At 64.9% G+C, this 25,359-nt stretch carries 26 protein-coding genes and 1 pseudogene; 12 read left to right on the top strand and 15 right to left on the bottom strand.

Annotated features, from left to right (window positions below; genetic code table 11):
• The first annotated feature begins 91 nt into the window (after positions 1 to 91).
• Positions 92 to 1,690 (top strand): glutamine-hydrolyzing GMP synthase, encoded by a 1,599-nt coding sequence (gene guaA / locus JQ586_RS26255; RefSeq protein ID WP_249148161.1) that lies wholly within the window; start codon positions 92 to 94, stop codon positions 1,688 to 1,690.
• An 83-nt stretch (positions 1,691 to 1,773) separates the two neighbouring features.
• Here guaA and JQ586_RS26250 read toward each other — a convergent pair whose 3' ends face one another.
• The gene (locus JQ586_RS26250; protein ID WP_212397514.1) at positions 1,774 to 3,564 is read right to left on the bottom strand and encodes a CocE/NonD family hydrolase; all 1,791 of its coding nucleotides are present in this window, start codon (positions 3,562 to 3,564) and stop codon (positions 1,774 to 1,776) included.
• Positions 3,565 to 3,621: 57 nt separating this feature from the next.
• Complete coding sequence (locus JQ586_RS26245) at positions 3,622 to 4,104, bottom strand: HXXEE domain-containing protein (protein WP_212397513.1); 483 nt, start codon at positions 4,102 to 4,104, stop codon at positions 3,622 to 3,624.
• Positions 4,105 to 4,236: 132 nt separating this feature from the next.
• Between JQ586_RS26245 and JQ586_RS41610 the strand changes: the two are divergent.
• Positions 4,237 to 4,338, top strand: a pseudogene (locus JQ586_RS41610) (hypothetical protein); the annotation flags it as partial.
• Positions 4,339 to 4,440: 102 nt separating this feature from the next.
• Complete coding sequence (locus JQ586_RS41605; protein ID WP_409334539.1) at positions 4,441 to 4,779, top strand: hypothetical protein; 339 nt, start codon at positions 4,441 to 4,443, stop codon at positions 4,777 to 4,779.
• Between the two features lie 285 nt (positions 4,780 to 5,064).
• Here the strand turns inward: JQ586_RS41605 and JQ586_RS26235 are convergent, their stop codons facing one another.
• From JQ586_RS26235 to JQ586_RS26225, 3 genes are all read right to left on the bottom strand, one after another.
• Entirely contained in the window at positions 5,065 to 5,757 is a 693-nt protein-coding gene (locus JQ586_RS26235; protein WP_212397511.1) for a nuclear transport factor 2 family protein, read from the bottom strand.
• Between the two features lie 101 nt (positions 5,758 to 5,858).
• On the bottom strand, positions 5,859 to 6,749 hold the full coding sequence (locus JQ586_RS26230; protein ID WP_212397510.1) for a LysR family transcriptional regulator: 891 nt from the start codon (positions 6,747 to 6,749) through the stop codon (positions 5,859 to 5,861).
• A 176-nt stretch (positions 6,750 to 6,925) separates the two neighbouring features.
• Entirely contained in the window at positions 6,926 to 7,489 is a 564-nt protein-coding gene (locus JQ586_RS26225) for a TetR/AcrR family transcriptional regulator (protein WP_212397509.1), read from the bottom strand.
• A gap of 113 nt (positions 7,490 to 7,602) precedes the next feature.
• Here JQ586_RS26225 and JQ586_RS26220 point away from each other — a divergent pair, with 113 nt between their 5' ends.
• Positions 7,603 to 8,259: a glutathione S-transferase gene (locus JQ586_RS26220; RefSeq protein ID WP_212397559.1), complete on the top strand. Its 657-nt coding sequence runs from the start codon at positions 7,603 to 7,605 to the stop codon at positions 8,257 to 8,259.
• A 23-nt stretch (positions 8,260 to 8,282) separates the two neighbouring features.
• Here the strand turns inward: JQ586_RS26220 and JQ586_RS26215 are convergent, their stop codons facing one another.
• From JQ586_RS26215 to JQ586_RS26205, 3 genes are all read right to left on the bottom strand, one after another.
• Complete coding sequence (locus JQ586_RS26215) at positions 8,283 to 8,936, bottom strand: glutathione S-transferase family protein (RefSeq protein WP_212397508.1); 654 nt, start codon at positions 8,934 to 8,936, stop codon at positions 8,283 to 8,285.
• A gap of 139 nt (positions 8,937 to 9,075) precedes the next feature.
• The gene (locus JQ586_RS26210; protein WP_212397507.1) at positions 9,076 to 9,864 is read right to left on the bottom strand and encodes a DUF4239 domain-containing protein; all 789 of its coding nucleotides are present in this window, start codon (positions 9,862 to 9,864) and stop codon (positions 9,076 to 9,078) included.
• Positions 9,865 to 9,888: 24 nt separating this feature from the next.
• Entirely contained in the window at positions 9,889 to 10,860 is a 972-nt protein-coding gene (locus tag JQ586_RS26205) for a LysR family transcriptional regulator (RefSeq protein ID WP_212397506.1), read from the bottom strand.
• 125 nt (positions 10,861 to 10,985) lie between these two features.
• On the opposite strand from JQ586_RS26205, the gene JQ586_RS26200 reads away from it, so the two are divergent.
• The 3 genes from JQ586_RS26200 (at position 10,986) to JQ586_RS26190 (ending at position 13,434) form a co-directional block, all read left to right on the top strand.
• A complete protein-coding gene (locus JQ586_RS26200) occupies positions 10,986 to 11,441 on the top strand; it encodes a hypothetical protein (protein WP_312017026.1) in 456 nt (151 codons plus the stop codon).
• 73 nt (positions 11,442 to 11,514) lie between these two features.
• Positions 11,515 to 12,030: a hypothetical protein gene (locus tag JQ586_RS26195; RefSeq protein WP_212397505.1), complete on the top strand. Its 516-nt coding sequence runs from the start codon at positions 11,515 to 11,517 to the stop codon at positions 12,028 to 12,030.
• A gap of 144 nt (positions 12,031 to 12,174) precedes the next feature.
• Positions 12,175 to 13,434 (top strand): serine hydrolase, encoded by a 1,260-nt coding sequence (locus JQ586_RS26190; RefSeq protein ID WP_212397504.1) that lies wholly within the window; start codon positions 12,175 to 12,177, stop codon positions 13,432 to 13,434.
• Positions 13,435 to 13,441: 7 nt separating this feature from the next.
• Here the strand turns inward: JQ586_RS26190 and JQ586_RS26185 are convergent, their stop codons facing one another.
• The 4 genes from JQ586_RS26185 to JQ586_RS26170 form a co-directional block, all read right to left on the bottom strand.
• Positions 13,442 to 13,933, bottom strand: a complete 492-nt coding sequence (locus JQ586_RS26185; RefSeq protein WP_212397503.1) for a peptide deformylase — start codon at positions 13,931 to 13,933, stop codon at positions 13,442 to 13,444.
• 54 nt (positions 13,934 to 13,987) lie between these two features.
• Positions 13,988 to 14,860, bottom strand: coding sequence for a helix-turn-helix domain-containing GNAT family N-acetyltransferase (locus tag JQ586_RS26180; protein WP_212397502.1), 873 nt, complete (start codon positions 14,858 to 14,860; stop codon positions 13,988 to 13,990).
• Positions 14,861 to 14,870: 10 nt separating this feature from the next.
• On the bottom strand, positions 14,871 to 15,266 hold the full coding sequence (locus tag JQ586_RS26175) for a glycosyltransferase family 9 protein (protein ID WP_212397501.1): 396 nt from the start codon (positions 15,264 to 15,266) through the stop codon (positions 14,871 to 14,873).
• An 87-nt stretch (positions 15,267 to 15,353) separates the two neighbouring features.
• Positions 15,354 to 16,466: a tetratricopeptide repeat protein gene (locus JQ586_RS26170; RefSeq protein ID WP_212397500.1), complete on the bottom strand. Its 1,113-nt coding sequence runs from the start codon at positions 16,464 to 16,466 to the stop codon at positions 15,354 to 15,356.
• Between the two features lie 310 nt (positions 16,467 to 16,776).
• Between JQ586_RS26170 and JQ586_RS26165 the strand changes: the two genes are divergently transcribed.
• Positions 16,777 to 17,535: a DUF899 domain-containing protein gene (locus JQ586_RS26165; RefSeq protein ID WP_249148160.1), complete on the top strand. Its 759-nt coding sequence runs from the start codon at positions 16,777 to 16,779 to the stop codon at positions 17,533 to 17,535.
• A gap of 20 nt (positions 17,536 to 17,555) precedes the next feature.
• Here JQ586_RS26165 and JQ586_RS26160 read toward each other — a convergent pair whose 3' ends face one another.
• Positions 17,556 to 18,467, bottom strand: coding sequence for a LysR family transcriptional regulator (locus tag JQ586_RS26160; protein ID WP_212397498.1), 912 nt, complete (start codon positions 18,465 to 18,467; stop codon positions 17,556 to 17,558).
• 119 nt (positions 18,468 to 18,586) lie between these two features.
• On the opposite strand from JQ586_RS26160, the gene JQ586_RS26155 reads away from it, so the two are divergent.
• The 3 genes from JQ586_RS26155 to JQ586_RS26145 all read left to right on the top strand — a co-directional run bounded on the left by JQ586_RS26155 (position 18,587) and on the right by JQ586_RS26145 (position 21,866).
• Positions 18,587 to 19,147, top strand: coding sequence for a GNAT family N-acetyltransferase (locus JQ586_RS26155; RefSeq protein ID WP_249148159.1), 561 nt, complete (start codon positions 18,587 to 18,589; stop codon positions 19,145 to 19,147).
• On the top strand, positions 19,144 to 20,322 hold the full coding sequence (locus JQ586_RS26150) for an MFS transporter (protein WP_212397497.1): 1,179 nt from the start codon (positions 19,144 to 19,146) through the stop codon (positions 20,320 to 20,322). The genes JQ586_RS26155 and JQ586_RS26150 overlap by 4 nt, the downstream gene beginning before the upstream one ends.
• Before the next feature lie 116 nt (positions 20,323 to 20,438).
• On the top strand, positions 20,439 to 21,866 hold the full coding sequence (locus JQ586_RS26145; protein ID WP_212397496.1) for a M20/M25/M40 family metallo-hydrolase: 1,428 nt from the start codon (positions 20,439 to 20,441) through the stop codon (positions 21,864 to 21,866).
• Positions 21,867 to 21,883: 17 nt separating this feature from the next.
• On the opposite strand, the gene JQ586_RS26140 is transcribed toward JQ586_RS26145, so the two are convergent.
• Positions 21,884 to 23,317 carry an MFS transporter gene (locus JQ586_RS26140; protein WP_212397495.1) on the bottom strand — a complete coding sequence of 478 codons (1,434 nt, stop codon included), beginning with the start codon at positions 23,315 to 23,317 and terminating at the stop codon, positions 21,884 to 21,886.
• Positions 23,318 to 23,413: 96 nt separating this feature from the next.
• Here JQ586_RS26140 and JQ586_RS26135 point away from each other — a divergent pair, with 96 nt between their 5' ends.
• The gene (locus JQ586_RS26135; RefSeq protein WP_212397494.1) at positions 23,414 to 24,334 is read left to right on the top strand and encodes a LysR family transcriptional regulator; all 921 of its coding nucleotides are present in this window, start codon (positions 23,414 to 23,416) and stop codon (positions 24,332 to 24,334) included.
• Here the strand turns inward: JQ586_RS26135 and JQ586_RS26130 are convergent.
• Positions 24,325 to 25,197 (bottom strand): LysR family transcriptional regulator, encoded by an 873-nt coding sequence (locus JQ586_RS26130; RefSeq protein ID WP_212397493.1) that lies wholly within the window; start codon positions 25,195 to 25,197, stop codon positions 24,325 to 24,327. The two genes, JQ586_RS26135 and JQ586_RS26130, sit on opposite strands and share 10 nt — an antisense overlap.
• Positions 25,198 to 25,359 lie beyond the last annotated feature (162 nt).

The following is a 25,359-nucleotide window of genomic DNA, read 5'->3' as shown; positions in this document are numbered from 1 at the left end:
ACGCATATCCGTTTGTCCATGCCCAAAGAAGAATGTGGGCGCGGCGCGGCTCGCGGTTGCGGGGGCGGGCGGTGTCGCGTATCTGCTTGCCATGACAGCCCAGCAAACAGCCCGCGAAACGTCGACGCCCTCGGTGGCCTCGGCGCATGACAAGATTCTGATTGTCGATTTCGGCAGTCAGGTGACGCAACTGATCGCCCGCCGCGTCCGCGAGATGGGCGTCTATTCCGAGATCGTCCCGTTCCAGAAGGCGGAAGCCGCCTTCAACGAGATGAAGCCGAAGGCGGTGATCCTCTCCGGCGGCCCGGAATCGGTGCACGAAGCGGGCTCGCCGCGCGCGCCGCAGCTGATCTTCGAATCCGGCGTGCCCGTGCTCGGCATCTGCTACGGCCAGATGACCCTGGCCGCCCAGCTCGGCGGCGAGGTCGAGGGCGGGCATCATCGCGAATTCGGCCGCGCCGACGTCGAGGTGAAGACCGAGAGCGGCCTGTTCGACGGCATCTGGGGCCTCGGCGAAAAGCACCAGGTGTGGATGAGCCATGGCGACCGTATCACCAGGATGCCGCCGGGCTTCACGGTGGCCGGCACCTCGCCGAATGCTCCGTTCGCGATCATCCAGGACGAGAAACGCAAATATTACGGGTTGATGTTCCACCCCGAGGTCGTGCACACGCCGGATGGTGCAAAACTGATCCGCAATTTCGTCCGCAAGGTCGCAGGCCTCACTGGCGACTGGACCATGCGCGCCTTCCGCGAGGAGGCGATCGAGAAGATCCGCGCCCAGGTGGGCAAGGGCAAGGTGATCTGCGGCCTCTCCGGCGGCGTCGATTCCGCCGTCGCCGCGGTGCTGATCCACGAGGCGATCGGCGACCAGCTCACCTGCGTGTTCGTCGATCACGGCCTGCTCAGGCTTGACGAGGCCAAGACCGTCGTCGACCTGTTCCGCCACCACTACAACATCCCGCTGGTGCATGTGGATGCGTCGAAGCAGTTCCTCGGCGAGCTCGCCGGCGTCACCGACCCCGAGCAAAAGCGCAAGACCATCGGACGGCTCTTCATCGACGTGTTCGACGCGGAGGCCAGGAAGATCGGCGGCGCCGAATTTCTGGCTCAGGGCACGCTCTATCCCGACGTGATCGAGAGTGTCTCCTTCACCGGTGGTCCCTCGGTCACCATCAAGTCGCACCACAATGTCGGCGGGCTGCCTGCGCGGATGAACATGAAGCTCGTCGAGCCCCTGCGCGAATTGTTCAAGGACGAGGTGCGCGTGCTCGGCCGCGAGCTCGGCCTGCCCGAGATATTCGTCGGCCGCCACCCGTTCCCGGGCCCCGGCCTCGCCATCCGCTGCCCCGGCGACATCACCAAGGAAAAGCTCGACATCCTCCGCAACGCCGATGCCGTCTACATCGACCAGATCCGCAAGCACGGCCTCTACGATGCGATCTGGCAGGCGTTTGCAGTGCTGCTGCCGGTGAAGACCGTCGGTGTGATGGGCGACGGCCGCACGTATGATTACGTCGTGGGCCTGCGCGCAGTGACCTCGACCGACGGCATGACTGCGGACTTCTATCCGTTCGAGATGAAGTTCCTGGGCGAGACCGCGACGCGCATCATCAACGAGGTGAAGGGCGTGAACAGGGTGGTGTACGACGTGACGAGCAAGCCGCCTGGGACGATCGAGTGGGAGTAGGCGGCCGGCAGTAGTTGGAGCGACGCGGACATCCGGGCCAAACGTCAGCCACGGCCAGAAGCAGACGTTTGCTTCAGCAACCATCATGCGAGTCTGTGCAGATCCAGATAGCTCTGCTCTCCGTAATGAATGGTGTTCCGGGAAAAGTACGGCGGCACGACCATCTCGAACTGTTCATGGCCATGAGCCGGATCGCTGCGCAGCAGATCAGTACGGCTGGCAACGTCGAGCCGCAATTTTTCACCCTTCTTCAAACGCACTGGCCGCGGCGTCAAACTAAAGAGCAAGGTGATTGGCTCTCCGGGTGTCAGCGGCTCGGGCTTGTCCATGTTGATCGCGATTTCAACCGATGTACTGCGCTCGCGATCGATCCGCCGAAGTGCCGGCCGGATGGACCCCAGCGACAGAGAATGAAGATTGCCCGCAACGTCGATGCGGCTGAGCCGCGCGATCACATGGGAATCGATGTCCGAACAACTGAATTGCAAGGAAACGGTGATCGCGCCCGCGTACTCCACATCTTCTTCGCCCTGCGCTTCGAACGTCAGGATCGGGTTCGCGGCTTCATCGAGACCAGGCGGCACAATGGCGCCAAATGGAACAGCTGCCCAGGAATTCTTGCCCTGGCCTGGATCGGCCGAGAAGCCATGGCGCTGCCGATCGTCGCCGTTTGACGTGAGATAATAGCGGACCCTGCTGCCTTCCGGCGCGGGGAACGCGGCGACGCCCCGATACTCCTCCTCCTTCATTCCGTCCGCGTGATAACGAACCGGAGACTGCTGGGCGTAGCCGTTGTCAGCGCCATGCACGATGTGATCGAAGAAGGCAAGCGCCTCGGTCTGCCATCGGTACACCGGGAGAGCGTACTCGGGCGGCGCCATGATCAACCACCTGCGATTTGCGGGCGTGCCAGCGTTCTCGACCAGGTCATAGGCGCCGAACTGGTGCAGATTGAACGCGCTCATGTCCTCGACGACCACGAAGGGCACCTGGATTTTTTCGAGCTCCTGATGCGGTCCCGGCGGGATCGAATGGGCCGCTCGCGTTTTCCCATCGAACACCCAGTCGGCAAACAGCTTGCGGTATTTGAGGTCCGGCGTCTTCCTCTTGAAGCTCTCCTGAATTTCGGTCATGCGCTTCTGGATCGCGGGGGCCCACAGATGCTTGAGGGGGGAATTGACCACGTGGCTGATCGCGGCCCGCACGATCGGCGGCACGTGGAGCTTTTCCTGCGCGAGCGTGAAGTTCGCGCCCATCCACAGCGTCAGGAAATCGACCTGGGGCGCGCCTCCGAACATGGCGATATGGCGAAAATAGTCCGTATCGAGCCCGTTTCCGAAAAATCCGCGAAGCGCGGGCGGCTGGCGTACCGCGACCAGCGGCTGCACCACCGCATAATAGGAGGTGCCGAACAACACGACATTGCCGTCGCACCAGGGCTGGCGGGCGCACCACTCGATGACGGCGACATGGTCGTCGACATCGGTGTCGTTGAAGAAGATGACGCTGTCGCCCTGCGAACGGCCCATGCCGCGACGGGAGACCATGACGTGGTTATAGCCGCGGTCGGTGAAGACAGTCGGTTCGCCGGTCTCGTTGGTGCCGGTCGGAAGACCGCTCGCCTGTAACTGATGGCTATAGGCAGAGAAGACGACGACCGCGGGATAGCGGCCCGCGACCTTGGGGGTGCAGATATCGGCGGCCAGCGAAATCCCGTCGGTAACGGGGATCATCTGCTCGGCATGAACTGTGCAACCGAGACTCGAGTGCACGGGAGCGCCCGGGGTCCAGCCGGCGGTCTGCACCTGATCGAGCTTGCCCCTGAGCGGAATGAGATTGTCGAGAAAGGATGGATGATCGAATTCGTCGGTCATGATGGCCTCGATGAGACTTGGCAAATGAAATGGTGAATATTCGTCCGCAAACGTCGTTCAGACCGGGGTCGGATCCTGCCGGAAATAGGGCTTCGATTTGATCAGCAGCATTCCGATCGGAAATGCGAGGATGAGAGCGCCAAGAACAAGTCCGGTAACCACCGTCCAGGCATCGGCGAGCCCGCTCTCGATGGCAAACCGATACGTAGCAATGCCGAGTGGCAGGAAGAACACGACGGCCGTAATCACACCCGGCGAAAATCGCCCCCGCGTCCGGATGACCGGCATCACGTGCATGAAGAAGCCGTTGATCAGCATGAGGCCGGTGTAGGCCAGCACCGCGATCGGCAAGGTGCGGGCGAGCATGGCCTGGGCTATGCCGAGCACGACGACCACCGCGTTGGTGACGTAGAAATCGCTCCATTCCACGGGCAGGCCCAGAATGGCGCGTGACCAGTTGCGCCAGTCGAGCGTGTATTCTTCCAGGGCGTGAGCGGCGTAGGCCGCCATGCCGAGCCATGCAAACGCTTCGAGGGTCATGATTGCCTTCTCCCTAGGTTGGTAGACCTACCAATAATTCGCTTTCCGGAAGTGAGTCAAGCCTTGACCGGGCTGGACGGTCGGCGTTATTGGTTGGTGAACATACCAAATACGCATGGAACGAAGAATCCGATGGAAGACAGACGCCAGCAAATCCTCGATGCAGGGCTCGCGATCCTGCGTGAGGAAGGGCTCCCCGGCTTTACCCAGCCGCGCATCGCCGCTCGTAGCGGCCTGCGGCAGAGCCATCTCACCTACTATTTCCCGACAAGAACGGCGCTACTGGCGGCGGTCGCCCGTCAGGCCGTCGATGTCCAGCTCGCCGCCGCAGGGAACATGATTGGAAGGATCGCATCTCCGCGGTCGGCGCCCGCGACCATCGCTTCTGTCGTGATCCGGCACGAGAACACGCGTGTGCTGGTGGCGCTTAACCAGGCCGCCGATCAGGAGCCCGCACTGCGGGAACTCTTCAACGAACTCACCGACCGCTTCATCGAACAATTGAGAGCGATGCTGGAGAAGTTCAGCATGAAGCCCGATCAAGCGACGGTCGATCTGGTTCACGCGCTGTTTGTGGGGCTCTCGGTCATCGACCTCGCCACCAGCCGTGATCGCGGCGAGGCGCGGGCCAAGGCTGTCATGAAGAAGGCGTTTGATCTGCTTGCCACCGACTGAGGCTAGAAGCCCCAAGAATGTCCGGCTCGGGTCAAACGCTTCAGTTTGGCCCGGTGTCAGTCAGGTGCGGTCTACACCTCACAGCCGGACAGGTGGGTGGGTGCATTGGTCGCGACGCAAACGTAGCCTGGAGCCATGGGCGCAATCCACCAAGTTCGCTCACCGAGCCATGGAAGGCTTGCTCAGCCACGCCACGTTGACATCGGCGGGGGTCCGGACCTGCCGTCTCACCGCGTCCGGAAGGTCGTCATAGATCGGGCGAGCGTGGTGCTGCGTAGACGGCGCTCAGGGGCGCTTGACCGGAACGATCACGAGCTGGACGATCGCATCACCCGCGAGCGTGAAATAGAAGCGGAGCTCCAGCGGATCGGGCAGACCGGTCTTGTCGTAGTCACCGGTCACCTTGGCGAGAACGGCGACGCCGCCCTGGTGATGCAGGATTTCCGTAACGAACATCGTCACTCGGTCACCGGCGATCTCCTTCGCCAGCCACGTGCGGATTGCATCGCGGCTCTCGTAGTGACGCATCTGATCATTTGCGATAGCGTCCGGAGCGAAGCGCGAGACCATGCCGTCGAGATCGTACATGTTCATGGCCTGCACGAAGCCGAGGACGGGCGCCGGCAGGTTCGGTTTTTTTTCGACCATGCGAAGGCGAGCGATACGGTCGCCGGCAAGATCGATGTGCCAGTCGAGTTGGAACGGCTCTGTCACGCCGAGCGCTGCGTAGTCGCCATCGACGGCAACGGTCAGAACCGTATGCCCGTCACGCTGTTCGGTGTGCAGCGGATGCACACGGACGTTCGAGCCGAGATAGAGGTTGTCGGCCCAGTGAGCGATTTCATCGCCGCGATGCTCCTTGCCGAAGTCGATAAGCACGGCGTCGTCCGCGAAGGACGAGAGCACACCGGCGCGGTCGCGGTTGGCTGTTGCCTGCAGGAAGGCTTTGATCGGTTGCGGAAGCGTGGAAAGCGACATGGCATCACCTCATCTGTTGTCGGTGATGCAGATCTATCAATTCCCTCCTGAGGGGCATTAGCCATCGAATTCGGATAGTTTCGATCCCTAAGGGGAATAGATCACCCGTGCTCGGCCAGCAATTCAGCGAGAAAATCAACGAACACGGCGACTTTGCTGGGCTGGCGGCGCGCTGCCGGGCGAACAGCGCTGATCGTGAGTTTTCCCGGCTCATGGTCGCGCAGAATGCGCCGCACGGTTCCAGAGCGTATGTCGGCAGCGAAAAGCCAGTGGGGCGCCTGCGTGACCCCAAGGCCGGCAAGCACAGCCGCGCGCAATTGTTCGCCGTCATTGCTGCGGAAAGACGCTTTGGCCTGATAAGAAACCTGGCCGGCACGGCTGCCAAAGGTCCACGGTCGTGGACCATCCTGTGAGACGAAGATCACCCCGTCATGGTCGTCGAGATCGCTCGGCCGCCTCGGCTCGCCTTTGCGTTCCAGGTACTCCGTCGATGCCACGGCGACGATCGCGGAAACACCGATCTTTCGCGCGATCAGGCTCGAATCCGAGAGCGAGCCATTGCGGATGGCAAGATCGATGCCTTCTTCGACGAGATTGCTGGTGCGCTCCGACACCAGCATCTCGACTACAACCTTCGGATAGCGCTCGCGGAAGAGAGGAAGTTTCGGCACGACGAAGAGGCGAGAAAATGCGTGCGCCGAAGTGACCCGTACCACGCCGGACGGTGAAGCCTGGCCGGAGCCTATTCGGGATTCGGCTGCCTCTAGATCGCTGAGTAGCCGCACGGCGGATTCGTAGAAGTCGCGCCCGCCTTCGGTCAGGCTCAAGCTGCGCGAGGTGCGCATGAGAAGTTGTGCGCCGAGATGTTCTTCGAGCGCCGCCACCTGTTTGCTGATCGCTGGCTGGCCTGTTCCGAGCTCGCGCGCCACAGCGGAAAAGCTCCCGCTTTCGACGACGCGCACGAATATCTTAATCCCTTCAAGCCGATCCATTTGACCCTTCCGAGGCCGGGAGGCTAGCATATTAATGGAATGGATCGCGCATGAATCAGGGCTGGTCTATTCCAGAACCTTGATAGCCGCCGCCAGTCTGGTGGCCGGCGGCGCGCTTCGGTTCACATGCCCACAGACATCCATTTGGGGTCGCGGACCACAGATCGTGGCGCTGCCTACGCCGGCAACAAACCCGCCGTGCGATAGCCTTCGATCAACGAATCATACAACCCAACATCGGAGCGGCTTCTTGCCATCAGCTGCGCGCCGGCGACGGCGGCGAAGATGGCGCGGGCGCGCTGCTCGGTCTTCCTCGCATTGGCACGCGTCCCTGCCGACAGCAGCTTGCTCAGCCACGCCACGTTGACGTCGGCAAAGGTCTGCACCTCCCGTTTCACTGCGTCCGGCAGGTCGTCATATTCGGCGGCCATGAAGCTGCACATGCACATGCGATTGCCGTTGGTGAGCGCCTTGCGGAACACTTCGGGATAGCGGCGCAGGCAGCGGACTGGATCGTGGGTCTCCGTCAACATCGCCTCGAGTTGCGCCGCGGTGTCCTCCCAATAGCGCCGCGCGACCGCGGCTCCGAGATCGGCCTTGCTCGGAAAATGGTGGTAGATGCTGGCGGCCTTGATGCCGACTTCGTCGGCGAGATCGCGGAAATTCAGGCCGTTGTAGCCGCGCGCCTGCGCGGTCCGCCTGGCGGCCGCCAGGATCGCTTCCCTGGAGCTGGAACTCATTTCACCGCCTCACTGCCTCGTTACCTACCAACTGATAGATAGGCGTTGACGGAGACAATTTGAAGCTCTTTATTCATCCTACCAAGTGTTAGGTAGAGAAGGGATCAGCCATGATGAAGATCTACGATTGGCCAACCGGCCCATATCCGGCTCGCGTCCGCATCGCGCTGGCAGAGAAGAACCTGCGGTCGCGCGTCGAGTTCGTCACGGTCGATCTCTACAAGGGCGAGCACAAGGAGCCCGAGTTTCTCGCAAAGAACTATTCGGGCACGTTGCCGGTGCTGGAGCTCGACGACGGCACCTTGATCGGCGAATGCACGGCGATTACCGAATATCTCGACGCGCTCGATGGCGCGCCTGTCCTCACCGGCAGGACGCCGCGCGAAAAGGGCGTGATCCACATGATGAGCAAGCGCGCCGAGCTGGAACTGCTCGACGCCATCAGCGTCTATTTCCATCACGCCACGCCGGGGCTCGGGCCCCATGTCGAGATCTACCAGAACGCCGAGTGGGGCTTCCGCCAGCGCGACAAGGCGCTCAGGGGGATGCAGTATTTCGACCGCGTCCTGAAGGCACAGCCTTTCGTCGCCGGCGAATTCTTCTCGATGGCCGACATCACGGTCATCGGCGGCCTGATTTTTGCGGGGCTGCTGAAGGTGGCGGTGCCGGCGGAGTGCGATTCTCTGCTCGCCTGGTACGCGAGGATGCAGCAGCGTCCCAGCGTCAGGAACAGGATCGCGATGTCAGAGCCCACCGCGGCGTCTGCCTGAAATCGTTGTCGGTGAACGAGGGATCAGGCCGTCGGAGCCTTGCCGGTGTTGACCGCAAGTTGAGCCTCGAAAGCCCGCCTGTAGGCGGGCCGGGCCTCGCCGCGTGCGACATAGGCGGCGAGGTCGGGGAATTCGTCCAGAATACCCGACGCTCTCAGCCTCAGCAGCACCGACACCATCATGAGGTCGCCCGCGCTGAACGCGCCGTCGAGCCAGTCGGCATCACCGAGGCGCGCGGAGAGTTGCCCCAGGCGGTCGCGGATGCGATCGATGACCAGGGGCAGACGCTGCCTGGCCCAGGGCTTGTCTGCTTCCAGAATTCGCGCGGTCACGAGGTCGAGGATCGGCGGCTCCACGGTGTTGAGTGCGGCAAACATCCATGTGATCGCGCGGGCGCGGGCACTGGCATCGTCGGGCAGCAGGCCCGCATGGCGTGCAGCGATGTGTAAAACGATCGCTCCCGTCTCGAACAGCGCCAGATCGCCTTCCTCGTAGGTCGGGATCTGGCCGAACGGATGCAGCGCCAGATGCGTCGGCTGTTTCATTGCCGCAAATGAAACCAGCCGGACCTCGTAAGGCTGGCCGGCTTCCTCGAGTGCCCAGCGAACGCGCGTATCGCGCGCCAGCCCCTTGCCGCCATCGGGTGACCGTTCGAAGGCGGTAATGGTGATAGTCATTGTTTCGCTCCACATCCTTGGCCGGGACATCTCGAGGACGAACGATCGGCGTGCGTTCCGACAACCTGGATTGGATAACCGCGGCCCTTCGCATGGCCCAAGGAGCGGCACGGCGACCAGAGCCGTTGACCGAAAGAAGCTATCGGCCTGCCTCCTTGTCCGGCATGATCTGCAGCAACGGTGTCGGCGCAATCGAGATCTGGCCGGTGAATGGCCGATCATGCGCGGCAATCAGCAAGGCCGAGGTTGCCACGCTGCTCGCGAACAGTCCCATCGCGATGGCTGAACCCAGCCGATTCTCGCAGTGTATGAGCGCGATCGCCAGCAGCTCGCAAACGGCCTGCAGGTAAATGCACCACCATTTGACCGCACCGACTTCCGACTGGCTGATGATGATCCGCTGCCGTCGCGCATCCAGTGCCGCATCCAGCGCCGTGATGATCTCGCGCTGCGCGATCTGCTGGCCGGGGTTTTGCGTCGACATCGAAACGACAAGCTCGAGCGCTTCGACGAGCGTGGGAGGGGCCGACCGGAGCGAGGCGGCTTGCTTCGCCATCATCGGCCATTCGACCCCGACCGCTTGCTCGACATAGTCGTGAACCAGGCTGCGAAGGCGGCCCTGCTGCTCGGGCGGCAACCCGACCGCGAGCAGGATAACGGTCCGCAGCGAACTGGCCTCGCGGCTCACCGCCGCGGTCGCATGTTCATTGTCGCTCCAGACCTGGGCCGCAGTGAAAGCAACGAACAGGCCGAAGATGGTCCCGAGCACCGGTAGCATGCCCGCAGAGACCGACTTGAATGATGCCGTTCGCTGCTTGCTGGATATGATTGCAACGCCAGCGAAAACCAGGACGGCGAGAAGATAGGTGAAACCGAAGATGATCAATGCCATCCAATGGACGGGCAAATCGTGCAACCAGTCGCTCATGGGCGTCTCCCCTGCCGATTGTCCTCAGCCTGTCTTTGTCGCGCCTGCTCGCTTGTTCGCACCCGGACCTTTCGATTTGCCGCCCGCAGCCGCGCGGCTCTTGATGTGATCGATGAAGGCCCGCAGCTTCGGCATGATCTGATGCCGGCTCGGATAGTAGAGGAACATGCCGGGCACCGTCGGCGCGAAGGCGTCGAGAACGCGTACGAGCCTGCCTGCCTTCACCAGCTCAGCCGTGATCGGCCCGGGCACTTGCGCCAGCCCCATATGGTCGGTGGCGGCCTCCAGCATCGTCGGATAGTCGTGGGCGATCAGCGGTCCCGCAACGATCGCCTCGACCTGCTTGTTGCCGCTGACGAAAGACCAGGGTGCGATCGATCCATCAGAGCGGCGCATGCGCAGGCAGGCGTGCTGGCGCAGATCGTCGATCCGCTCGGGCTTTCCCCGCCGGTGCAGATAGTCGGGGCTGCCGACGACGACGAAAGGGAAGGGCGGCGAGAGCCGGAGCGCGATCATGTCGGCGGCGATGAACTGGCCCATCCGGATGCCGGCATCGAATCCTCCGGCCGCGACGTCGACCAGCTCCTTGCTCGCGGCGATCTCGACCTCGACCTCGGGATAGGCCTGGCAGAACGATGCGATCAAGGGCTCCAGCAGGATCGGCACCACCGCGCGCGGCACCGTGAGCCTGAGCAGGCCGGCGGGCCGTTGGCCAAGGTCGCGTGCGACGTCGCTTGCCGCGACCAGCTCCTCGAAGGCAGGCTTGGCACGGGCGAGAAACCGTTCGCCGGCTTCGCTCAGCCCGACGCTCCGCGTGGTGCGGATGAAGAGCGCGGCGCCGACGCGCGCCTCGAGGGCGCGGACCGCCTGGCTGATCGCTGACGGCGTGACGCCGAGCTCGGCGGCGGCTTTTCGAAAGCTGCGGTGCGCGGCAACGCTCAGGAACGCCTCGACGCCATCGAGCGCGCCCTGCCGGACTGTGAAGTTCTGCTTCATAACCCATCGACATTATCGCAAATAGCCGATCGCGGGAAGCGGCCCTAAATCGGGTGGACCATCAAGAGCATTGCCCATGTCGAGACAAGACAGTCGCGACATTCCGGCTCGCTCGCAGAACAGGGGTGACCGCGGTGATTGGCGAAACGAGACACCTGCGAACAATCCGCGTCGTCATGCTGGCTTTCACCCTTACCCTCACAGGAGCAATATCCATGACCCAATCATCCCTTGCCCAAGCCCAAGCCCAAGCCCAAGCCCAAGCCCAAGCAATGTCGCCCATGACCACCGCTGTCATGGTCATTCTGACCGTGAAGGCGGGCGTCACGCGCGAACAGGTGATGAGCGTGATGCCGGCGGAAATCCGGCAGACGGCAGCGCTCTATCTCAACGGCAAGATCCGCGAGTGGTATTCGCGCAGCGATGGTCGCGGAGTGGTTTTCCTGCTCGACACCAGGGACGTTGCGGAGGCGCACACGATCATGGAAGGCCTTCCATTGGCCAAGCAGGATCTGATGGACCACGACTACATTCCGGTTGGTCCGCTGTTGCCGCTCCGCTTGCTGATGGGCAATCCGTGAACGCCGGCGATCCCGTCTCCGGGGCGCAGCCTCAAGTCAACCCAGCATCAATCAACGTCCGAAAGGACCGCAAATGCCGACGACAATCATCTTCCCGCTCCAGCTCGTGCTCGGTTACGTCCCGTGGTTGCTCTGCCTGAGTGCCTATGTCTGGCCGAGGCTGAGGTCCATGGATCCGATCGAGGCGCAGCGCGCCATCGCGACGCTGCACAGCTTCCGCATCTTCGGGCTCGTATTCCTGGTCCCCGGCGTGGTCGGCTCCCATCTGCCCGCCGATTTCGCGAACTTCGCGGCCTATGGCGACTTCGCGACCGGACTGCTGGCCATCCTCGCGCTTCTCACCGTCAGGACGCCTCCGTTGTTCCGGCTGTTCGTCGTCGCCTTCAATCTCGCGGGAGCGATCGACATCCTCGTCGACTACTATCACGGCATCCAGGTCAACCTCGGGGCGATAGCAGGGGAGCTGGGCGCGACCTATGCGATCCCGATCATCTACGTGCCGATCCTGATGATCACGCACGTCGTCGCATTCTATCTGCTGCTGCGTCCGCAGTTCCAGACGGGCGGAGCGACGGTTGCCGCATCGTAGCGGAGGCCATGCGTTCAGAGTGCGGTGCGAGAGCGGTCATTCCGCTCTCGCGCCACGCGATGGTCACCCCGGCGCAAATGCGGGATGTCCGGCATGCGCTCACGTGATACCACGGCTGCATCGTCTTCATCGGAGCCAGCCTTGATGTCTGTTGCGACCTCGTCCAGCCAAACGTCCCCGACCGCCGCCGAGTCCGATCCGAATACGCTTGGCTGGATGCAGGGCCTGCCGCCGCCGCAGGACAGGACCGTCGCATTCGCGGACTCATCCTTCCGCAACTTCCCCGAGCTGCGCTGGGCATGGAGCAATATCCGCCAACTGGTGCCGACCGTGAACGTCTGGCGCGGCGCAGGGCCGGCGTCGGTGCTGCCGCGCGAGGATCATGATATCGGCGCGTCCGCGTCGGTCACGATGGACGGCCGTCCGATGACCTTCGCGCGCATGCTCGAGGAGACTTATTCCGACGGCATCGCCGTGCTGCACCGGGGCAGACTGATCTTTGAGCGCTATTTCGGCGCGCTGAAGCCGCACAAGCCGCATATCGCGATGTCCGTGACGAAATCGTTCACCGGCACGCTGGCCGGCATCCTGATCTCGGAGGGCAGGATCGATCCGCAGGCTCCGGTCACCGACTATCTGCCGGAAATGAAGAGCAGTGCATTCGGCGATGCGCGCGTGCGCGAGGTCATGGATATGACCACGGGCCTCGAATATACCGAGGTCTACACCGACAGGAACTCGCATGTCTGGGCACTGCGGCGCGCCAACGGCATGGCGCCGCTCGAGCCGGGCTATGACGGCCCGACCACCAATTTCGACTTCCTCTGCGTGCAGAAGAAGCAGGGCGAGCACGGCAGGGCCTTCGCCTACAAGACCGTCAATACCGACGTGCTGGCCTGGATCTGCCGCCGCGCCAGCGGCCTGACGCTGGCCGAACTCTTGTCGGAGCGCATCTGGCAGCCGATCGGTGCGGAGGAGGACGCGCACTATCACGTCGACCGAGTCGGGACCGAAAGTGGCGGCGGCGGCTTGTCGACGACGCTGCGCGATCTCGCCCGCTTCGGCGAGACCATGCGCAATCACGGCCGCTTCAACGGCCGCCAGATCGTGCCGGGCTCGGTGGTCGAGGACATCGCGCGCGGCGGCGATCCCGAGAAGTTCAAACCCGCCGGCTACACGACCTTGCCCGGTGCCTCCTATCGCAACCAGTGGTGGGTGACGCACAATGCGCATGGCGCCTACATGGCGCGCGGCATTCACGGCCAGGGCATCTATGTCGACCCGAAGGCCGAGATGGTGATCGCGCGCTATGCCTCGCATCCGGCCGCAGGCAACGTCGCCAACGATCCCGTGACCTTGCCGGCCTACATGGCGCTGGCGAAGGATCTGATGGCGGGTGGCTGAAGTCCGGTCATGCCCGCGACAACTTCTCGAACCGCTTGACCAGGCGCTCCCGCTTCAGGCGGGACAGCCGCCTGATCCAGAACACGCCGTTCAGCTGATCGATCTCGTGCTGATGGCAGACCGCGCGCAGGCCGTCGGACTCCTCGGTCTGCGCGTTGCCGTCGAGGTCCTGATAGCGGATCCGGATGCGGGCGTGACGTTCGACATCGTCATTGACCCCGGGCATCGAGACGCTGCCTTCCTTGTGCAGGATCATCTCGGGCGAGGTCCAGACGATCTCCGGATTTACATAGCTGCGCGCGCCGTCGCCGAGATCGAGCACGATGACGCGCTGGGAGATGCCGACATGTGGTGCGGTGATTCCGATGCCCGGCGCCGCGTGCATGGTCTCCAGCAGGTCCTGCGCAAGCTCGCGCAGCACGTCGTCGAACAAGAGGACGGGCTGCGCCGGCAGCGCAAGCCGGGGATCGGGATAGCGGACGAGGGGGCGGACGGTCATGCGATGGTCTTAGGCCGGCGCATCGCACCGGGCAACACGTTCGCGTGGCGCCGCTCAGAGACGCTTTTCGAAAAACAGATCGGGGTAGGGGTCGTCGTTGAAGCGCGGGATTTCGCTCCAGCCGGTCCTGCGGTAGAGCTGGCCGGCTTCCGCCAGCGCGCTGTTGGTGTCGAGCCGCAACACTTTGATGCCGAGTTCGCGCGCGGCGCTCTCGGCCGCGTCCATCAGGCGCCGGCCGAGGCCGAGCCCGCGCGCGGCCGGTGCGACCCAGAGCCGCTTGATCTCCGCCTGCTCGCCGCCGCTGCCTTTCAGGCCGACACAGCCGAGCGGCAGGCCGTCCGACATCGCCACGATGAACGTGCCGCGCGGGCGGATCATGTCCCTGGCTTCGGGGTCGCGCGACAGCTTGACGTCGAAGCCCTGCTTGAAGCGTTGCGCGAGTTCGGCGTAATACGCGCCCAGGCAGTAGCGCGCCGCGTCGCTGCGCGGGTCGGTGTCATGCAAGACCGTACCGTCGCGCCCGAGCGCCGAGGCGATCAGGTCCATCGCCGCCAGCAGCGCATCGCGCTGCGCGTGGCGGGCGAGGAAGTCTTCGGCCTGGCGATTGGAGATCGCTTCATAGGCGTTAAATTCGCGCCGGCCGGCCGGCGTCAACCGTGCGATGCGACGGCGCGCGTCGTTCGCATGCACCGTCGTCTCGATCACCCCTTCGTCTTCGAGGCTGCGCAACAGACGGCTCATCAGGCCGGAATCGAGGCCGAGATAGTCCCTGATGTCGCCGACTTCAGAGCGGCCATGCCCGACCGCGTTCAGCACGCGCGCCGCCCCAAGCGGCCGCCCGCGCCCGAGAAACGACGTGTCCAGCGCGCCGACGGCAGAGGTGACGGCACGGTTGAAGCGGCGAACGCGGGAAACGGGATCGAGCATATATCTGACTTTAGTCAGATAATGCGCCATCGTCAATGGCCGCGGGTGATTGGAGTTCGTCGCGCAGGCGATCGATCACGCTGTCCCAATCGCCGAAGGCAGGCTGCCGCAGCAGTCTTGCCGTCGGATACCAGGGGGTATCCGCGCGATCGCGCATCCAGCGGAAATCCGCGGCGTAGGGCAGCAGGATCATCACCGGCTTGCCGAGCGCGCCCGCCAGATGCACCACCGCGGTGTCGACGGAGATCACGACATCGAGCAGCGAGATGATGGCGGCCGTGTCGGCGAAATCGCCGATCTCGTCGCCGAGGTGAACGAGGCTCGGCAGATCGCCCAACACGTCGCGATCAGGACCGCGCAACTCGGTCTGAAGGCTGACGCAGTGCAGCGCCGGAGTCTCGAACAACCGTGCCAGACGCGCCAGTGGAATCGAGCGGTTGGCGTCGTTCTTGTGGGTCGACGAGCCGGACCAGACGAAGCCGGCGCGCCGCCCCTACGGCAAGCGCGTTTGCCAGTGATCGCGGCGCGCCGCGGGTGCGGCGAGATACGGGATCGACGCCGGAATGCTCCCGACCTCGGTCTTGAAGGCCAGCGGGAGGCTGAGCAACGGGCAGTGCAGGTCGAACACGGGCAACGTCTCGCCGGCCGCGATCACGCTGATGCCGTCGAGATGCGACAGCAGTGGCTGCAGCTCGGCCTGCACCTCGCAGATGACGCTGGCGCCGAGGTTCGCGAGCAGCGGCGCATAGCGGATGAACTGGATGGTGTCGCCAAATCCCTGTTCGGCGTGGAGCAGCATGGTCTTGCCGGCGACAGGCGCGTCGCCCAGCCACAGGGGGGCCGGAAATGACCGGCGCTGCCGGGCGAATGTCCGCGTTTTCCAGCGCCATTCATAGGCCTTCCAGCCCGCGTCGAAATCGCCGAGCGTCAGATGCGCCATCGCAGCTTCGAAATGGGCTTCGGCGAAGTCGGGCGCAGCCGCCAGCGCTGCCTCGAGATCCGCGAGCGCCTTCGCGGGCTGATCGAGGCGGCGAAGGGTGTGACCGCGATTGGTCAGGATCTGCGGATGGCGAGGCATCACGGCCTGCGCGGCATCGTAGCTTGACAGCGCCTCGAGCGGCTCGTTCAGCCGCAGCAGCGCGTTGCCGCGGTTGACCAGCGCGCCGGCGTGATCCGGCTTGCGCGCGAGTGCGGCCTGATAGCTCGACACCGCGTCGGTGAAGCGACCGAGCTCGAGATAGGTGTTGCCGAGATTGTAGAGAAACTCCGGATGGTCGGGCGCCAGTTGCAGCGCGTTGCGATAGCTTGCGATCGCCTGGTCGTAGTGCCCTGCGGTGTGCAGCGCGAGCCCCAGATTCGACATCGCATCGGGCGAGCCGGGATTGGCCTTCAGCGCGGCAGCGAGGCAGCGCAGCGCCTCCGCCAGGCGATGCCGCTGGAAATGCAGCATTCCAAGCATATGCAGCGCATCGAAATTGTCGGGCCAGTGCTCGAGGATCCCGGCGCAAAGCCGTTCAGCCTTGTCGAGTTCGCCTTTGTAGAAGGAGGCGTAGGCCTTCCGCTGCATGCGCGACAGGTTCAGCATCGGCTTCGGGGTGTTTTGCAATGGGCCGGCAAGCAGGCGCCTTCGAATCGACTCGCGCCTCGAGGGTAGCATTTTCGCCGGCGACGGGTCTGTTTCGCCAGATGTCGGCGCGGCAGCAGAGGTATCGCGCGCCGGCGAGGGCGCCCCCCGGCAGCGCCCATGCGCTGAAATCCCGACACACTTGTCACTCCCGCCATGACTGCCGCCGCGCCAGATTGCGGCATGACCAATGACGCGCGACGGAACGGCAGTTCGTTCCGGGCGTTCGTCTGATCAGGAGGTACCCGTCATGACTGCAAACCCCGGAAAAGACAGTAGCGGAAGGAGCACGATGCAGACGCCGCCCGTCGTGTCGAGCGAGGCGTGGGACGCCGCACGCCTGGAACTGCTGGTGAAGGAGAAGGAACTGATGCGCGCCCGCGATGCGCTTTCCGCCGCGCGCCGGCGCATGCCCTGGATGGCGGTCGAGAAGGCCTATGCCTTCGAGGGGCCGAAGGGCAAGGTCAGCCTGCACGACCTGTTCGAGGGCCGTCGACAACTCATCGTCTATCGCGCCTTCTTCGAGCCCGGCGTGTTCGGCTGGCCGGACCATGCCTGCCGCGGTTGCTCGCTCGGCGCCGACCAGGTCAGCCATCTCTCCCACCTGAACCAGCGCGACACCACGCTGGTCTACGCCTCGCGTGCGCCGCAGGCGGACATTGCGCGGCTGAAGGCGCGGATGGGCTGGGAGATGCCCTGGTACACCATCACGGACAGCTTCGACGCGGATTTCGGCGTCGGCGAATGGCACGGCCACAACGTGTTCTTCCGCGACGGCGAGAAGATCTTCCGCACCTACCTCGTCAACAGCCGCGGCGACGAGGCGATGGGCACGGTCTGGAGCTATCTCGACATCACGCCGCTCGGTCGCCAGGAGGTCTGGGAGGATTCGCCCAAGGGCTATCCGCAGACCCCGCCCTACAAATGGTGGAACTGGCACGACAATTACGAGGCCGAGGCCGCGACGAACACGAAGTGGGACGCGGTCACCGACGCCGGCGTGAAGGCGTTCCGCAAGATCGCCGAGGACGAGCGCAAGGCCGTGACATAGGGGTGGAACCGGGAGGACGCTCAGCGTCCTCCCTTCTTCCCGTTCTGCTCGGTCGCGATCGCCTTCAGCGCGGCCAGGGTTTTCCGCAAACCAAGATCGAGCCGCTTGTCGCGGCGGATCACGACTGCGAGCCTGCGATAAAGCCTCGGCGACAGCGAGCGCACCACGAGGTCGCGCTGCTTCGGCCTCGCGGAGACGGCCATACCCGGCAGGATGGCGCAGCCGAGCCCGGCGCGCACCATCTCCTTGATGGCCTCGACGCTGCCAAGCGACATCAGGGGCTTCGGCGAGACGCCGCCCCGGGCCAGCCATTCGTCCGCGGTGCGCCGCGTATTGCCGCCGGGCTCGAACAGCACCATCGGCCTGGTCGACAGCACGGCAGGCGTGATCCGCGCCGGAAGCGCCATGTCGCGCGGCGCGATCAGGACAAACTCGTCGTCCAGCACCGGCGTAACCTCGAAGCTTCGCCCCGACACCGGAAGGGTGACGAGGCCGATGTCGATCGTGTTGTCCTCGACCGCCCTGGCGATCTCGGCGGTATTGCCGGTCGTGACGGTTATCTCGAGCGAGGGAAGCGCGGCGCGCAGCTCCTTCAGGATCGGCGGCAACAGGAAGATGCAGGCGGTGGCGCCGGTGCCGAGCCGGACGCGGCCGGCGGTTCCCGTCGTGTGGTGCGCGACAGCCTCCATGGCGGAGGCAACGGCGCCGTTGATCTGCCGAGCATGCCCGAGCAGCGCGACCCCTGCGGCCGTTGGCCTCGCCCTGCGTCCGACCCGCTCGATCAGTGTGGCATTGAGACTGCGTTCGAGCTGGCGCACCTGCAAGCTCACCGCCGGCTGCGACAGTTGCAGTCGCTCGGCCGCAGCCGAGAAGCTGCCGCGCTCGATCACGACCATGAAGGTCTGGAGATAATCCAGGTTGGGATTCTTCATCGAAGCATCTCTTATGCTACGCATAAGCAGTCAAAGCTTCCCTTATATAACGCCAGGCGGCATGATCGGGCAACGCCGACGGATGAGGCCGGAGCGGGAGAGCCGCACGAGGATGAAGAATGACTGGTGACATGACGAACGTCGTGATCCGCGACGCCACCGAATCAGACATGGCAGAAGTTCAGCGCATCTACGAACACCATGTGCTGAACGGACTGGCGACCTTCGAGGAGGTACCGCCGTCGCTCGAGGAGATGCTGCGCCGCCGTGCCGCGGTGCTGGCTGCCGGTTTGCCGTATCTCGTCGCCGACGTCGACGGACGCGTCGCCGGCTACTCCTATGCCACGTCGTATCGGCCGCGGCCGGCCTACCGCCACACGATCGAGGATTCGGTCTACGTGTCGGAGGGCCTGCGCGGCCGACGGATCGGCGCGGCCTTGCTTGGCGCGCTGATCGCGCGCGCCGAGGCGGGGCCATGGCGGCAGATGCTCGCGGTCATCGGCAACAGCGGCAATGCCGGGTCGATCGCGCTGCATCGTCGCATGGGCTTTGAACCGGTCGGCACGCTCAGATCCGTCGGCTTCAAGCTCGGGCAGTGGGTCGATACCGTGCTGATGCAGCGTGCGCTCGGTCCGGGTGATACCGCCGCACCGTCGGATGCCGGCGAGGCCGCGCGGTGATCGCACGCCGGGTCGTCGTCGCGCTCGGCCTTGGCCAGTTGATCTCCTGGGGCGTCACCTACTACCTGATCGGCGGCTTCGGCGAAATGATATCGGCGGACCTCGGCTGGAGCCGCGACCTCGTCTACGGCGGCTTTGCCGTTGCGCTGCTGGTGATGGGCGTGACCTCGCCGCTGGCGGGGCGGTGGGTCGATCGTCGCGGCGGCAGGGACGTGATGGTCGCCGGTGCGATCGTCAATGCCGCGGGCTGCGCTGGCCTCGCGCTCGCGTACCAGCCCGCGACCTATTTCGCGTCCTGGATCGGGCTCGGTTTCGGGATGCGGCTGACATTGTACGACGCGGCCTTCGCGGCATTGGCCAGGATCGGCGGGCCGGACGCGCGGCGCGCGATGTCCGAGATCACGCTGCTCGGTGGCCTCGCAGCCACCGTGTTCTGGCCGTTCGGACATATACTCGCGGAACATTTCGGCTGGCGCGTCGCGCTGCTGGGCAATGCAGGTTTCTCACTGCTGACGATCCCGCTCGCTCTGGTGATTCCGGACCGGCGATATGCGGGCCCGTCGAGCCCGGGTGCGGCAGCGCCGGCGCAACCGCTCGCGGCGAGCCCGCGGCAGGTGGTCGCCGCCGGCGGGCTCTATGCGGTGATCACGGCAGGCGCAAATTTTCTCAACGCCGGCATGTCCGCCCACATGATCGCGGTCCTCACCGGCCTCGGACTGACCGCGTCGGTTGCGGTCTGGATCGCGACGCTGCGCGGCATCGGGCAATCGGCGGCGCGGCTCTGCGAAATATTGTTCGGCCGTCGCATCGATCCGTTCGTCCTCAACCTGATGGCCTGCCTGATCATGCCGCTGTCCTTCGTGGCCGGGCTGTTCAGCGGATCGTCGAAGGGGATGGCGATCGCCTTCGCGCTGCTCTACGGCGCCTGCAACGGGATCCTGACGATCACCCGCGGAACGCTGCCGCTGATCCTGTTCGACCATCGCAGCTATGGGACGATCGTGGGCCGCCTGATCGTGCCGAGCTTCATCCTGCCGGCGGCGGCGCCGCTGATCTATGCGGTCGTGATCGATCGGTCCGGCAATGCAGGCGCGCTCTATCTGTCGATCGCCATTGCCATGGTCACGCTGCTTGCAGCGTGTATGCTCAAGGTGTTGTTTCCGCGAGCTCCCTGAGGTGCCGCCGGACAGCGCGAAGGCAACGGGGTAACAACAAGATGATATCGCAGAAAAGACAGCCGCTGGCCGCACTGCTGCTCCTGGCCGCCGGACTGCTTTGCGGCGGGACGAGGATGACTGTCGCCGAAACGGCCAGGCCGCCGCAATCCGACACGGCGGCGCAATCGGAGGGCGACAAGACCGTCGCCCTGCTTCAGAAGCTGATCAGCTTCGACACGTCAAACGCGCCGGGCGACACGAGGGCGCTCGCCGAGTATCTGAAGTCGCTGTTCGCGCCGCTCGGCGCCGAGGTCGATATCTTCGTCGCGCCCAACGGCAAGGCCGCGCATTTCGTCGCGCGTCTGCGCGGCGACGGCTCGAAGAAGCCGGTGCTGCTCGCGGCGCATGCCGACGTGGTTCCGGTCGAGCGCGAGAAGTGGACCGTCGAGCCGTTCGCCGGCGTCGAGAAGGATGGTTTCATCTATGGCCGCGGTGCGATGGACTTCAAGGGCGGGCTCGCCGTCTTCGCGCGCGCGGTGATGCGGCTTGCCGAGGAGAAGACGCCGCTGGCGCGCGACGTGATCTTCCTCGCCGAGGCGGATGAGGAGCAGGGGCAGTACAACACCGGGTGGCTGGCCAAAGATCACTGGGACAAGATCGACGCGGAATTCGCGCTGAACGAGGGCGGCTATGTCGTTCAAGGGCGCGACGGCTCGGTGCGGCAGATCAACGTCACGACGGCGGACAAGCTCTCCGCCACCTTCACGCTCAAGGCGACCGGGCGTTCGGGCCATTCCTCGCGCCCGTTCCCGCCTGACGAGATGGCCAACAGCCGTTTGATCGCAGCGCTGGCCAGGCTCGCCGGGCACGATCCCAAGGTCAAGATCGTGCCGGCGTCCGCGGCCTATTTCAGGGCCCTGCTCCCGATCAGCTCGGTGCAGGTAGCCGCCGACATCACCGCGCTTCTCAACGCGAGAAGCGACGACGATCTGCAAGCCGCCGGCAACCGCCTGGTCTCGGACAGTTCCGGCGACGGGCTGCTGCTGCACGCGCTGCTGCGCGACACCATGGTGATCACGATGATCGACGCCGGCATCAAGCCGAACGTGATACCGGGCGAAGCAAGGGCGGTGGTGAACACGCGCCTGTTGCCTGGAACGACCACCGACCAGATGATCGCCGAGATCAAGCAGGTCATTGCCGATCCCGATATCGACGTCAGCATCATGACGCAGATGAGCCAGAAGGAGGCGCGCGACGCCTATCTGAAACGGACCAACGCCCCGGCATCGCCGGTCAACACCGCGCTCTATGCCGCGCTGGAGCGCAACGCCAAGCAGATCTGGAAGCGCGCCGTGCTGGTGCCGACCCTGTTCGAGGCCGGCACCGACGCCATGGCGTGGCGCGAGCGCAACGTCCCGGTCTACGGCATCTATCCCTATCCGCTCGACGACGACATCCTCAGTCGCATGCACGGCAATGACGAGCGGATCGGTGTCGAGCAGCTCCGGCAGGGATCGGAGTGGATCTACAACACGCTGCGCGAGGTCGCGAAGAAGTAGGCGAAAGGGGGCGGCGCTCAGGCCTGCTCGCGCGGCAGCCACAGCGACAGCCAGGCGCCCAGCGCCAGCAGTGCGACATTGCAGCCGAGCGCGATCGTGAAGGCGCGGGCATAGTCTTCAGCGTCCGGCCGCGGTCCGAGCAGGCTGTAGAACACGCCGCCGATGATCGCGACGCCGAGCGCCGCGCCGATCTGGAAGGTCGAGATCATGATCCCCGACGCCAGCCCGGCATGCCGCGGATGGATGCTGCCGACGACGGCCCTGATGATCGACGGCATCACGGTGCCGAAACCGAGGCCACCGCAGACGAGGCCGGCCGTCAGGCCGCCGGGAATGACACCGCTGACCGCGAGCATCACGACGCCGAAGCCTGCGACCTGCAGCGCAAAGCCGAGGGTGAGCGTGCGCACGCCGAGCCGCTGCATGACCTGGGAGGAGGCGAGTGAGGCCGCGAAGAAGCCGGTCGCGAAGGGTAACGTGGCGAGCCCGGCGTCCAGCGGCGTCTCGTGCAGCCCGTTCTGCAGGTAGACGGCAAAGGTCAGGTAGAACGAGGACAACATGTAGAAGGCCAGCGCCATCACCAGCCCGATCACGAAATCGCTGTTGCGCAGCAGATGCAGCGCCACCAGTGGATCGCCGCCGCGCAGCGTGAGGCGGGTCTCGAAGCGCACGAAGGCCAGAAGTGCGGCCGGCGACGCGACCAGCATGGCGAGGATCCAGACCGGCCACCCGGCCTCGCGGCCTTCGACCAGTGGGTAGACAAGCAGCCCGAGGGTCAGGGACAGCAGGATGACGCCGCCGACGTCGAGCTTCTGGGCGCGCTGCGCGCGGGAGTCGGACAGGAACAGCAGCCCGCCGATCAGTGCGACGAGGCCGATCGGCACGTTGATCAGGAAGATCGCCTGCCAGGCCCATCCGAAGGGATGCGACGACACCAGAACGCCGCCAAGCACCTGGCCACAGATATTGGCGAGGCCGAAGGTCGCGCCGTAGAACGCCAGAGCACGACCCTGTTCGGCCGCGGGAAACAGCACGCGGATCGAGGCGAGCACTTGAGGCGCCATCACGGTTGCGGTGAAGCCCTGCAGGATCCGGCCGGCCACCAGCACGGCGGCCGACCACGCGATGCCGCACAGCATGGAAGCGATGGTGAAGCCGGCGACGCCGAGCAGGAACATCTGCCGTCGTCCGAAGAGGTCGCCGAGCCGGCCGCCCGAGATCAGAAACACCGCATAGGTCGCAGCATAGGCCGAGATGACGAACTGGACCTCGCTGGAGGTCGCGCCCAGATCGTTGCGAATGGCCGGCAATGCCAGGTTGACGACGTTGAAGTCGAGGATCGGCAGGAACGCGCCGGTGAGCAGCACGGGGAGGGCAAGCCAGCGCCGCGGGTCGGCCGTCGCATGGCCGTCGCGCTGGAATTCCGATGGATCGGCCGTCTCGGTCGTCATGCGTCACCTCGCTGCATGGTCGGCGTTTCGAGGTGTGATGTGGCCTGTCCGTTCGTGATAAGGTATTCGTCAGCCGCGCGAACAGGGTTTGCAAAAATGCACAAGCAACTGGCCTGGGACGATCTCCGTGTCGTTCTTGCGGTGTCTCGGGAGGGCTCGCTGTCCGGCGCCGCGCGGCGGTTGGGGGTAACGCATTCGACGGTGTTTCGCCGGCTCGGCGCCATCGAGCAGAATGTCGGCGTTCGGCTGTTCGAGCGTTTTCGCGACGGCTATGCGCCGACGGCGGCCGGCGAGACCGCGGCCGCATGCGCGGTCCGGCTCGAGGACGAGGTACTGACGCTCGAGCGCAAGCTCTCCGGCCAGGATTTGCGGCCCTCAGGAACGGTGCGGATCACGACCACCGATACGCTCGGCGCTGTCCTGATGCGGCACGTCGCGGCGATGCGCGTCGCCCATCCGGACATCCAGCTCGAGATCGCGATATCGAATGCGATGGCCAATCTCACCCGCCGCGAAGCCGACATCGCGATCCGGCCGACGCCCGCGCCGTCCGAATTGCTGGTGGGGCGGCGCGTCGCCGACATCGCGCACGCGATCTATGGATCGCACGCCTATCTGTTGCGGCGCGACAGCAAGGATCTCGCCGCGCTCGACTGGATCGGGCTCGACGATGCGCTGGGGTCCACCGTCATCGCGCGCTGGATGCATGACAACGTCCGCGCGCCGCAGATCGCCTGCCGGGTCGATGCGCTTCCGGCGCTGAGAGAGGCCGCAGAGGCCGGATTGGGTGTTGCCGTGCTGCCCTGTTACGTCGGCGACGTTGCGGCGGGCCTGCGCCGGGTCACGCCGAAGACGCTCGCCGAGCCGCGCTCGGCGCTGTGGCTGCTCACCCATCACGATCTCAGGCGTACCGCGCGGATTCGTGCCACGCTCGACGTCCTGGCCGAGGCGTTCATGTCCGAGCGCAAGCTGTTTGAAGGCAGGCGCGCCAATTCCTCAGCGGCGCGTCATCGATGATGCGACGCAGGCGGGTGGTCGCGAAACGCCGCGGCCAGGATCCTGAGCGCGGCACGCGACCGTGCATCCGACAGTGTCGACAGCAGCACGATCTCGGATGCCGGCAGTTCGGGGAGGCCGAGCCGTCGGCTCACATCGATCGTGCCAGGCGGGGCCATCCGGCAGGAAAACACCGAGACGGCGAGGCCCGCCGAGACCGCTTCGGCGACCGCAAAGGCTCCGCAGCCGAGAAACACCTCGTTCCACGGCAGGCCCGCCGCGTCGAGCGCGCGCGTCGCGATGTTGAGGATGCCGCAGGCCGGCGAGGACGCCGCCAGCCGCAACGGCTCGCCGGGACGGTGGACGAAATCCGGAGTGGCAAACCAGCCGAACTGGTCGGGACCCAGGACCTCGCCGTCGCGGCGGTCGTCCTCGCGGAAGATGATCACCGCATCGATGATCCCGCGGTCGAAGGCATCGAGGAGGTCGCGTGCATCGTCGAGCCGGACCTCGATCGTGAGCGCCGGATCGTGGGCATTCAGCCGTGCCAGCAATGTCGGAAGCTCGGGCGCTCCGACATGGGTGGCGATCCCCAATGAGAAGCGCCGGCGTTCGGCCGACAGTCCGGCGATGGCGCGGTCATGCGCCGCGAGAAAGGCGCGTGCGGAATCGAGGAACACCGCGCCTTGCGCCGACAGGCGAACCAGCCGCGGCGTCCGCTCGACCAGCTTCTGCCCGACCTTCTGCTCCAGCCGCTTCAGCTTGACGCTGATCGCGCCCTGCGTGGTGCCAAGCGCGTCGGCTGCGCGGGTAAAACTCTTCAGATCGGCAATCGTCACGAATGCCTTGACGGCATCGACATCGAGTGTGGTCACGTCAGTCATCCGGATTTGTTGTCTCTGAAATATCTAGTGATCCAGTTCCAACATGTTCAAGCGCCGCCTAGCTTCGCCTTGAGACGAACGCGGCGCGAATTGCCGTCGCGGTTTCAACTGATCGTGTGCCAGCCGGCGCGCCGCTGCTGCAAATACCCTGGCAACAGCGTG

This window comes from Bradyrhizobium jicamae (genome assembly GCF_018130215.1).
Lineage (GTDB): Bacteria > Pseudomonadota > Alphaproteobacteria > Rhizobiales > Xanthobacteraceae > Bradyrhizobium > Bradyrhizobium jicamae_A.
Note: the sequence above shows the minus strand (reverse complement) of the source record. Positions and strands in the feature narration are given on the sequence as shown.

Bases quoted from the DNA above. Each gene is read 5' to 3' on its own strand.
- guaA (WP_249148161.1), top strand. From the start codon at position 92: ATGACAGCCCAGCAAACAGCCCGCGAAACGTCGACGCCCTCGGTGGCC.
- JQ586_RS26250 (WP_212397514.1), bottom strand. From the start codon at position 3,564: ATGACCGACGAATTCGATCATCCATCCTTTCTCGACAATCTCATTCCG.
- JQ586_RS26245 (WP_212397513.1), bottom strand. From the start codon at position 4,104: ATGACCCTCGAAGCGTTTGCATGGCTCGGCATGGCGGCCTACGCCGCT.
- JQ586_RS41605 (WP_409334539.1), top strand. From the start codon at position 4,441: ATGATTGGAAGGATCGCATCTCCGCGGTCGGCGCCCGCGACCATCGCT.
- JQ586_RS26235 (WP_212397511.1), bottom strand. From the start codon at position 5,757: ATGTCGCTTTCCACGCTTCCGCAACCGATCAAAGCCTTCCTGCAGGCA.
- JQ586_RS26230 (WP_212397510.1), bottom strand. From the start codon at position 6,749: ATGGATCGGCTTGAAGGGATTAAGATATTCGTGCGCGTCGTCGAAAGC.
- JQ586_RS26225 (WP_212397509.1), bottom strand. From the start codon at position 7,489: ATGAGTTCCAGCTCCAGGGAAGCGATCCTGGCGGCCGCCAGGCGGACC.
- JQ586_RS26220 (WP_212397559.1), top strand. From the start codon at position 7,603: ATGAAGATCTACGATTGGCCAACCGGCCCATATCCGGCTCGCGTCCGC.
- JQ586_RS26215 (WP_212397508.1), bottom strand. From the start codon at position 8,936: ATGACTATCACCATTACCGCCTTCGAACGGTCACCCGATGGCGGCAAG.
- JQ586_RS26210 (WP_212397507.1), bottom strand. From the start codon at position 9,864: ATGAGCGACTGGTTGCACGATTTGCCCGTCCATTGGATGGCATTGATC.
- JQ586_RS26205 (WP_212397506.1), bottom strand. From the start codon at position 10,860: ATGAAGCAGAACTTCACAGTCCGGCAGGGCGCGCTCGATGGCGTCGAG.
- JQ586_RS26195 (WP_212397505.1), top strand. From the start codon at position 11,515: ATGCCGACGACAATCATCTTCCCGCTCCAGCTCGTGCTCGGTTACGTC.
- JQ586_RS26190 (WP_212397504.1), top strand. From the start codon at position 12,175: ATGTCTGTTGCGACCTCGTCCAGCCAAACGTCCCCGACCGCCGCCGAG.
- JQ586_RS26185 (WP_212397503.1), bottom strand. From the start codon at position 13,933: ATGACCGTCCGCCCCCTCGTCCGCTATCCCGATCCCCGGCTTGCGCTG.
- JQ586_RS26180 (WP_212397502.1), bottom strand. From the start codon at position 14,860: ATGCTCGATCCCGTTTCCCGCGTTCGCCGCTTCAACCGTGCCGTCACC.
- JQ586_RS26165 (WP_249148160.1), top strand. From the start codon at position 16,777: ATGCAGACGCCGCCCGTCGTGTCGAGCGAGGCGTGGGACGCCGCACGC.
- JQ586_RS26160 (WP_212397498.1), bottom strand. From the start codon at position 18,467: ATGAAGAATCCCAACCTGGATTATCTCCAGACCTTCATGGTCGTGATC.
- JQ586_RS26155 (WP_249148159.1), top strand. From the start codon at position 18,587: ATGACTGGTGACATGACGAACGTCGTGATCCGCGACGCCACCGAATCA.
- JQ586_RS26145 (WP_212397496.1), top strand. From the start codon at position 20,439: ATGACTGTCGCCGAAACGGCCAGGCCGCCGCAATCCGACACGGCGGCG.
- JQ586_RS26140 (WP_212397495.1), bottom strand. From the start codon at position 23,317: ATGACGACCGAGACGGCCGATCCATCGGAATTCCAGCGCGACGGCCAT.
- JQ586_RS26135 (WP_212397494.1), top strand. From the start codon at position 23,414: ATGCACAAGCAACTGGCCTGGGACGATCTCCGTGTCGTTCTTGCGGTG.
- JQ586_RS26130 (WP_212397493.1), bottom strand. From the start codon at position 25,197: ATGACTGACGTGACCACACTCGATGTCGATGCCGTCAAGGCATTCGTG.